8 protein-coding genes are annotated in these 7,592 nt (G+C 65.8%); 5 read left to right on the forward strand and 3 right to left on the reverse strand.

Going from position 1 to position 7,592, the window contains the following annotated elements:
* Nucleotides 1–54 precede the first annotated feature (54 nt).
* Together ACFE7D_RS13340 and ACFE7D_RS13345 are read left to right on the forward strand one after the other, a co-directional pair.
* Complete coding sequence (locus tag ACFE7D_RS13340; protein ID WP_375395904.1) at nt 55–990, forward strand: alpha-E domain-containing protein; 936 nt, start codon at nt 55–57, stop codon at nt 988–990.
* A gap of 19 nt (nt 991–1,009) precedes the next feature.
* Nucleotides 1,010–1,807, forward strand: a complete 798-nt coding sequence (locus ACFE7D_RS13345; protein ID WP_375395905.1) for a transglutaminase N-terminal domain-containing protein — start codon at nt 1,010–1,012, stop codon at nt 1,805–1,807.
* Here ACFE7D_RS13345 and ACFE7D_RS13350 read toward each other — a convergent pair.
* The gene (locus ACFE7D_RS13350) at nt 1,804–2,589 is read right to left on the reverse strand and encodes an arginyltransferase (RefSeq protein ID WP_375395906.1); all 786 of its coding nucleotides are present in this window, start codon (nt 2,587–2,589) and stop codon (nt 1,804–1,806) included. The genes ACFE7D_RS13345 and ACFE7D_RS13350 overlap by 4 nt on opposite strands.
* Before the next feature lie 245 nt (nt 2,590–2,834).
* Here ACFE7D_RS13350 and ACFE7D_RS13355 point away from each other — a divergent pair, with 245 nt between their 5' ends.
* Nucleotides 2,835–2,999: a hypothetical protein gene (locus ACFE7D_RS13355; RefSeq protein WP_375395907.1), complete on the forward strand. Its 165-nt coding sequence runs from the start codon at nt 2,835–2,837 to the stop codon at nt 2,997–2,999.
* Between the two features lie 75 nt (nt 3,000–3,074).
* Here ACFE7D_RS13355 and ACFE7D_RS13360 read toward each other — a convergent pair whose 3' ends face one another.
* On the reverse strand, nt 3,075–4,319 hold the full coding sequence (locus tag ACFE7D_RS13360) for a threonine ammonia-lyase (protein ID WP_375395908.1): 1,245 nt from the start codon (nt 4,317–4,319) through the stop codon (nt 3,075–3,077).
* Nucleotides 4,320–4,447: 128 nt separating this feature from the next.
* Here ACFE7D_RS13360 and ACFE7D_RS13365 point away from each other — a divergent pair, with 128 nt between their 5' ends.
* Together ACFE7D_RS13365 and ACFE7D_RS13370 are read left to right on the forward strand one after the other, a co-directional pair.
* Entirely contained in the window at nt 4,448–6,049 is a 1,602-nt protein-coding gene (locus ACFE7D_RS13365; protein WP_375395910.1) for an amidohydrolase, read from the forward strand.
* A 70-nt stretch (nt 6,050–6,119) separates the two neighbouring features.
* Nucleotides 6,120–6,536 carry a hypothetical protein gene (locus ACFE7D_RS13370; RefSeq protein WP_375395909.1) on the forward strand — a complete coding sequence of 139 codons (417 nt, stop codon included), beginning with the start codon at nt 6,120–6,122 and terminating at the stop codon, nt 6,534–6,536.
* An 85-nt stretch (nt 6,537–6,621) separates the two neighbouring features.
* Here ACFE7D_RS13370 and ctrA read toward each other — a convergent pair whose 3' ends face one another.
* Nucleotides 6,622–7,317 (reverse strand): response regulator transcription factor CtrA, encoded by a 696-nt coding sequence (gene ctrA, locus ACFE7D_RS13375; RefSeq protein WP_174286170.1) that lies wholly within the window; start codon nt 7,315–7,317, stop codon nt 6,622–6,624.
* Between the last annotated feature and the right edge of the window lie 275 nt (nt 7,318–7,592).

Here is a 7,592-nt window from a genome sequence, read left to right on the forward strand (position 1 = left end):
CGCCCCCTCCACCGCTTCGCGGTCCCCCTCCCCGTCCCGGGGAGGATTTAAGATATGCTCTCCCGCACCGCGTCGTCGCTCTACTGGCTCGGCCGTTACTTCGAGCGGGCGGATTTCATCGCGCGATTGGTGGAGGCGACGGTTCGGCTCGACGTCCTGTCGTCGCGGCCGGCGGGCGAGGCGGCATGGGCATCCGCGCTGGCCGTGCTGGATACCGAGGCTGCGTTCGAGGCGGGTGGCGGTTCGCTGACCCAGGGGAGCGTGGCGCGGTTCCTGACGATCGACGCGTCGCATCCCGGCTCGATCGTCCGCTGCCTCGACAGGGCGCGCAACAATGCCAAGGCAGTGCGAACCGCGCTGACCCGCGAGGCCTGGACCGCGATCAACCGCGCCTGGCTGGCGTTCGAGCATCGTGCCAGCACCGGCGGGACCACTGCGACGCTGAACCTGGTGGAGACGGTGAAGACCGAAACGCGCGGTTTCGAAGGTGCCGTCCACCGCATGCTGCGAAACCAGACCACCTGGTTCATCCGCCTTGGGCAGACCGTGGAGCGGGCGGACAACACAGCGCGGCTGCTCGACGTGAAATACCATATCCTGTTGCCCGAAGGCGAAAAGGTCGGCGGTGTCGTCGACCGCGACCAATGGACCACGATCCTTCAGACCGTATCGGCGGTCACCGCCTATCGCTGGCTCTATAGCGAGGGGTTGAAGCCCGGCAACGTCATCGACCTGCTGATCGCGCGACCCGAATTGCCGCGCAGCATCGCCGCATCGGTGGAGGAGGCGGTCGATATCCTGGGCCTGCTTGCCAAGCGGACGGGGCATCACGGCGAAGCGGACCGGATGGCCCGGATGCGATCGACCCGGCTCGCGAAGACGCGGTCGAACGAGGTGATCGTGTCGGGGCTGCACCAGTATCTGCAGGCCTTCATCACCGAAAACGATTTGCTCCACGCAGCGATCGGGCGGCAGTTCAAGTTCCACTAGACCGGTAATTGGGGGACGCATGCGGCTGTCGATCGACCACCGGACGATGTACCGGTTCAGCGCGCCGCAGGAGCGGCTGGTCCAGATGCTGCGGCTGACCCCGGAGAACACGCATGATCAGACGATCGCATCCTGGCGGATCGACGTGGATTGCGACGCGCGCATGCGCGACGGGCGCGACGGCTTCGGGAACGCGATCACCATGCTGTATGTCGAGGGACCGATCGACGGCCTGGCGATCACCGTGCACGGCGCGGTGCTGACCAGCCATTCGAGCGGCGTGGTGCAGGGCACGAACGAGCCGCTGCCGCCCGCGTTGTTCCTGCGCGAAACCGCCGCGACGCCGCGCGATGCCGGCATCGGCGAATTCGCGCGGGATATCGACGCGGGGAGCGTGCTCGGCCGGCTCCATTCGATCAACCGGGCGCTGAATGATCGGTTCGTACTGGACGTCGGCCGCGGCGAGCCGATGCTCGATGCGGCGACCGCGTTCGGCCGCGACCGCGCGACCGCGCGCGACCTCGCACAAATCTTCGCGGTGGCCGCGCGGTCTCTGGATATCCCGGCGCGTTACGTTTCCGGGTATCGGCTGGCGGAGGGGGAGCATCAACCGACCCCGCACGGCTGGGCCGAGGCGCATGTCGGCGGGCTCGGCTGGATCGGGTTCGATCCGAGCACCGGCCAATGTCCGGAAGAAGACCATGTCCGTGTCGCGATCGCGCTGGATGCGGCGGGGGCGGCACCCGTCGCCGGATCCCGCCTCGGCGTCGGGGCGGAAATCCTGGACGTGGATGTCGTCGTTTCCCTGGACGTCTAAGCCAGTTCGTCCTGAAGTGCCGCCTGCTGCGCGGCCGATACCGGTCGGGCGTCTTCCGGCATCAATCGCCAGCCGCGGGGGCCAAGCATCTCGATCGGGCGGAAGCGCGTCTTGTAGGCCATGTGCGCGGAGCCCTTCACCCAATAGCCGAGATACACATAGGGCAGGCCGGCGTCGCGGGCGCGCAGGATGTGGTCCATGATGATGAAATTGCCGAGCCCCGGCCGGTCGGCATCTGTTGCAAAGAAACTGTAGATCATCGAAAGGCCGTCCGCCTGCCGATCGGTCAGGCACGCCCCGACCAGCCGGCCACGCGCGCCGCCGACCGACGGCTCGCGATATTCCACGATCAGCGAGTTGACCGGCGAATGCTCGATCATGTCGGCATAATCGTCCTCGTCCATCCCGGCCATGCCGCCGCCCGGATGGCGCGCGGTGAGGTAGCGGCGAAGCAGCTGGAACTGTTCGTCCGTCGCCCAGGTACGGCAGGTGCCGATCTCGAGGTCCTGATGGCGCTTCAGCAGGCGGCGCTGCGTTCCGGTGGGTATGAATTCATGCGTCACCACCCGCACCGATACGCAGGCCGAACACCCCGCGCAGCTCGGACGGTAGGCCACTCCCTGGCTGCGGCGAAAACCGATCCGGCCCAGCGCATCGTTCAACTCGCCGGCATGCGGCCCCGTCAACTCGGTGAAAACCTTGCGTTCCTGCCGACCGGGGAGATACGGGCATGGCGACGGGCTGGTTACGAAGAAACGTGGGAAGCGGAATGGCGCGGTCAACGGCGGATCCTGTCAGCGCGTGATCGTCATCGACCCCGTCGCACACCGTATTACCCGGCCCGGGCGTCCTGAAAAGCGGCTTTACCACGAATATGGGTTAACGAAGCCACACTGAAGCGCAATTCGGCCGAATCAGCCAAAACCCGCATTTTGGGCGGAAGGATTGATTTGGTATGCTGCACCGCGCGGAACGACTGTGACGTATTGACGGTCGCGGTACCTGGTTGGTCTGAAGGGAGATTGGCATGACGTTGAAGAAAGTGATCGGCAGCTTTGCCGCGATGGCGCTTGGCGTGACATCGATCGCGTCTTCGGCGCATGCCGCTCCCGTCGCCAATCCGGCGGCGTCGTTGTCGGTCGGCAACGCCGCGCGCGTCGCAACCGATCTGAAGCTACCGTCGATAGTTTGATTTTTAAGGGCCCGGTCGGAAGACCGGGCCCTTTTCATGTCGGTCACCTGTTTGCCGGCCGGCCTTTGTGCCGGTTCAATCCTGCTCGACGATGCTCGTATCGTACCCGCCGACCCGTAACGCCGCGACCAGCCGATCAAGATGTGCCCGATCACGCGTTTCGCATTCGATGTCGGTCACCAGGCCCTTGGCCGGCAGCGACGTGAAGATCCGCTGATGGTAGACTTCGATGATGTTCACGCGCTGCTGATCGAAGATGCGGGCGACATTGAACAGGGCACCCGGCTGGTCCTTCAACCGTATGCGCAGCCGGGCGAGCCGCCCCGACCGCGCCAGATCGCGCAACAGCACGTTGGCAAGCAGCCGCGTATCGATATTCCCGCCGCACAGCACGATCCCGACAATCTTTCCGCGGAATTTATCGGGATAGGCCAGCAATGCCGCGAGTCCTGCCGAGCCCGCCCCCTCGACCACGGTCTTTTCGATCTGCAGCAACAGGCTGACGGCCTCTTCCAGCGCGCGTTCGCTGACGAGCAGGATGTCGTCGACCAGCTCGGCGACCATCCGCGATGTGATCGCGCCTGGTTCCTTGACCGCGATCCCTTCCGCCAGCGTATCACCCGCGCAGGGCATATCGGTACCGTTGATCCGGTTGTACATCGACGGGAACAGCTCCGCCTCGACGCCGTAGATCATGATCGGATGATCGGCCGCGCGCGCGACCGTCGACATGCCGGAGATCAGGCCGCCGCCGCCGATGGGGACGATCAACGTATCGATCCCGGGCACGTCCGCCAGCATTTCGACCGCGACGGTGCCCTGGCCGGCAATGATCCGCGGATCGTCGAACGGATGGACGAAGGTGAGCCCGCGCTCCGCCTCCATCAGCCGCGCATGCGCATAGGCGGCGTCGAACGTCTCGCCTTCCAGGATAACGGTCGCCTTGTGGCCTTCGGTCTGCATGACCTTCACGGTCGGCGTATTTATGGGCATCACGATCGTCGCCGGAATGCCGAGCCGATCGGCGTGATAGGCCAGGCCCTGTGCATGGTTGCCCGCCGATGCCGCGATCACACCCCTGGCGCGGGCCTCGTCGGACAATTGCAACAGCGTATTGAGCGCGCCGCGTTCCTTGTAGGCGGCGGTGAACTGCAGGTTTTCGAACTTCAGATACACCGTCGCACCCGTCATATCGGACAGTGTCTTGCTGATCAGCGTCGGAGTCCGGACGATCTGGTCCGCGATGCGCGCATGCGCGGTGTGGACATCCGCGAGCGAGACGGGGAGCTTGGGGGACGAAGCGGATGCGAGAGTAGCCATGACCTGCGGCTAGACCATCTGGCGCAGCGGGGGAACACGGCTTAGACGCGAACACCATGGCAACACGCATTTCCGACCGATTTGGACCGACCGTTCGCGCATTCGCATTGCTGCTGGCGATCGCGCCGATGCCGGCCTTCGCCGATGCGCTGATCGACAATGTCGACGGCATCACGCTCGACAAGGACGGGCGTGTCGTTCGCTTCACCGGGCTGCTGATGACGCTCGACGGGCATGTCACGCGGTTGCTGGCTGCGAGGGAAAAGCGGCCGGAGAAGCTCGACTGGCGCGCCGACATGAAGGGGCGGGTCATGCTGCCGGGGTTCGTCGATGCGCATGGCCACGTCATGGAGCTGGGTTTCCGCGCCCTCGAACTCGATCTTTCGGACACGAAATCGCTGGCGGAGGCGCAGGCGAGGATCGCGGCCTATGCGGCGGCGAATCCGGAACGGAAATGGCTGCTCGGCGGCGGCTGGAACCAGGAGCGCTGGGGGCTGGGCCGTTTTCCGACGGCGGCAGAGCTGGATTCGGCGGTCGGCGATCGGCCGGTCTGGCTGTCGCGCGCGGACGGCCATGCCAGCTGGGGCAACACCGCCGCGCTGAAGGCGGCGGGCGTGACCGCGAAGAGCGTCGCGCCGGCGGGCGGCCGGATCGAGAAGGCGGGCGGCCTGCCGTCCGGGGTCTTCGTCGATGCCGCGCAGGACCTGGTCGGCAAGGCGGTGCCGCAACCGCTCGCCAAGGACCGCGACGCCGCGCTGCTGAAGGCGCAGGCGATGCTGCTGGCGTTCGGTATCACCGCGACCTGCGACATGGGCAGCACGCTCGACGACTGGATGACCTATCGGCGGATGGGCGACATCGGCGCACTGCGGGTGCGGATCGTCAGCTACGGCATGGGCGTCGACACCGCCGTCCAGATCGGCGGCGCAGGCCCGACGCCGTGGCTGTACAACGACCGGCTGCGGCTGGTCGGCGTCAAGCTGTACGCCGATGGGGCGCTTGGGTCGCGCGGCGCGTGGCTGAAGGCGCCCTATAGCGACGCGCCGGGCCAGTCGGGTGCCGGTTTCATGACCGACGACGTGCTTCGCAACCGGATGAGCCGGTCGGCGATGGACGGATATCAGGTCGCGGTCCACGCGATCGGTGACAAGGCCAACGCGCAGATCCTGGGCGCGATCGAGGACATGGCGGAAACGTACAAAGGCGATCGCCGCTGGCGGGTCGAACATGCGCAGGTCGTCGATGTCGCCGACCTGCCGCGATTCGGGAAGAACGGCATCGTCGCGTCGATGCAGCCGACGCATGCGACCAGCGACCGCACGATGGCGGAGGCGCGGCTGGGACCGGCGCGGCTGGCGGGCGCCTATGCGTGGAGCACGATGCTGCGCAACGGCGCGGTGCTGGCGTTCGGGTCGGATTATCCGGTCGAGAGCCCCGACCCGTTCGCCGGCTGGGCGGCGGCGTTCACGCGGACGGACGCGAATGGCGAGCCGTTCGGCGGCTGGCGTCCCGAAGAGCGCGTGACGCGCGAACAGGCGTGGAAGGCGTTCACGATCGACGCCGCATTCGCCGGGTTCGCCGAGGACAAATATGGCCGCCTCGCCCCCGGCCAGCGCGCCGATTTCATCATCGTCGACCGCGATCCGACGCTCGCCGGCCCGACCGATCTGCGCCAGACCAAGGTCGAGGAGACGTGGGTCGGCGGGGAGAAGGCGTACGAGCGGCGTTAGGGAATTGGTCGGATGCCGGACCCATTTGGAGACCTGATGGTTGGACCGAAGTCAGATCAGGAGAACAATCGTGAAAAAGTCCATCCTCGCCGCCACGCTTATGGCGATCGTCGCAACTCCGGTCGCGCTGCCCAGCGTCGCGGCAGCACAGAACCGCGATTATGGGCAGAACCGCAATGACGGGCAGAACCGCGATTATGGCTGGCACGGCGACGACAATCGCGGCGACTGGAACCCGCGCGACAATTACCAGCAGCGCCGGCGCGACGACCGCGCGCTCGGTCGCGACGACCGGGTCTATCGCGGCCGTGACGGCCGTGCCTATTGCAAGCGTAACGATGGGACCACTGGCCTCGTCGTCGGCGCGGTCGGCGGCGGTGTGCTGGGCAATGTGCTCGGCGGCGGTACGCTCGGCACGCTGCTTGGGGCCGGCGGCGGCGCATTGCTGGGTCGCTCGGTCGACCGCGGCAAGGTGCGTTGCCGCTGACAGGCAGGCCGTCTGCCAACGAACAAAGGCCGCGACGCCCCCCGGTGCCGCGGCCTTTTCCTTACCACTTGCGGGGCAGGATCGTTCAGGCGACCTGCGCCACCTCGTCGGGCTCGCGCAGCACATAGCCGCGGCCCCAGACCGTCTCGATATAATTCTCGCCGTCGCACGCCAGGCTCAGCTTCTTGCGCAGCTTGCAGATGAAGACGTCGATGATCTTCAGTTCGGGCTCGTCCATCCCGCCATACAGATGATTGAGGAACATCTCCTTGGTCAGCGTCGTGCCTTTGCGCAGGCTGAGCAGCTCCAGCATCGCATATTCCTTGCCGGTCAGGTGGACGCGCGCGCTGTCGACCTCCACCGTCTTGGCGTCCAGGTTCACGGCCAGCTTGCCGGTGCGGATGACGCTCTGCGAATGGCCCTTGGACCGGCGGACGACGGCGTGGATGCGTGCGACCAGCTCCTCGCGGTGGAACGGCTTGGTGACGTAATCGTCCGCGCCGAAGCCGAACGATCGGACCTTGCTGTCCATCTCGTTCACGCCCGACAGGATCAGTACCGGCGTGGAAACCCGCGCGACGCGCAGTTTCTTCAGCACGTCGTAGCCGTGCATGTCGGGCAGGTTCAGATCGAGCAGGATGATGTCGTAGTCATACAGCTTGCCGAGGTCCAAACCCTCCTCGCCCAGGTCCGTCGTGTAGACGTTGAACCCTTCGGTCGTCAGCATCAGTTCGATCGCCTTGGCGGTCGTCGGTTCGTCCTCGATCAGCAGTACGCGCATGGCATTCCCCCGTTCTTGAGGACGTGCCAACCCAAGGCTGCGTCGCTCCGGTAAGATTCATTAACCAAAGAACGTCTGAAGGCAAAAGGTTAATTTCAGTTTAATCCAGCGATTCCCGCGAGTCGCGGGTGTAACCTGGAGCATCGATCAGCCGGTCGTGTTGGCTGCGGGGAATATCCTCGCCCAGCACCTCGCGCAGATACAGGCTGCGGATCAGCGTGAAGATGACGACGAGCAGCCCCATCGAGAAGAACAGCCCGAACAGCCCGAACACC

Origin of the sequence: uncultured Sphingomonas sp., assembly GCF_964244235.1 — a bacterium.
GTDB lineage: Bacteria > Pseudomonadota > Alphaproteobacteria > Sphingomonadales > Sphingomonadaceae > Sphingomonas.

What these genes read in the sequence shown, in the direction of transcription:
- ACFE7D_RS13355 (WP_375395907.1), top strand. Translation starts at nt 2,835, where the DNA reads ATGACGTTGAAGAAAGTGATCGGCAGCTTTGCCGCGATGGCGCTTGGC.
- ACFE7D_RS13340 (WP_375395904.1), top strand. Translation starts at nt 55, where the DNA reads ATGCTCTCCCGCACCGCGTCGTCGCTCTACTGGCTCGGCCGTTACTTC.
- ctrA (WP_174286170.1), bottom strand. Translation starts at nt 7,317, where the DNA reads ATGCGCGTACTGCTGATCGAGGACGAACCGACGACCGCCAAGGCGATC.
- ACFE7D_RS13365 (WP_375395910.1), top strand. Translation starts at nt 4,448, where the DNA reads ATGCCGGCCTTCGCCGATGCGCTGATCGACAATGTCGACGGCATCACG.
- ACFE7D_RS13345 (WP_375395905.1), top strand. Translation starts at nt 1,010, where the DNA reads ATGCGGCTGTCGATCGACCACCGGACGATGTACCGGTTCAGCGCGCCG.
- ACFE7D_RS13360 (WP_375395908.1), bottom strand. Translation starts at nt 4,319, where the DNA reads ATGGCTACTCTCGCATCCGCTTCGTCCCCCAAGCTCCCCGTCTCGCTC.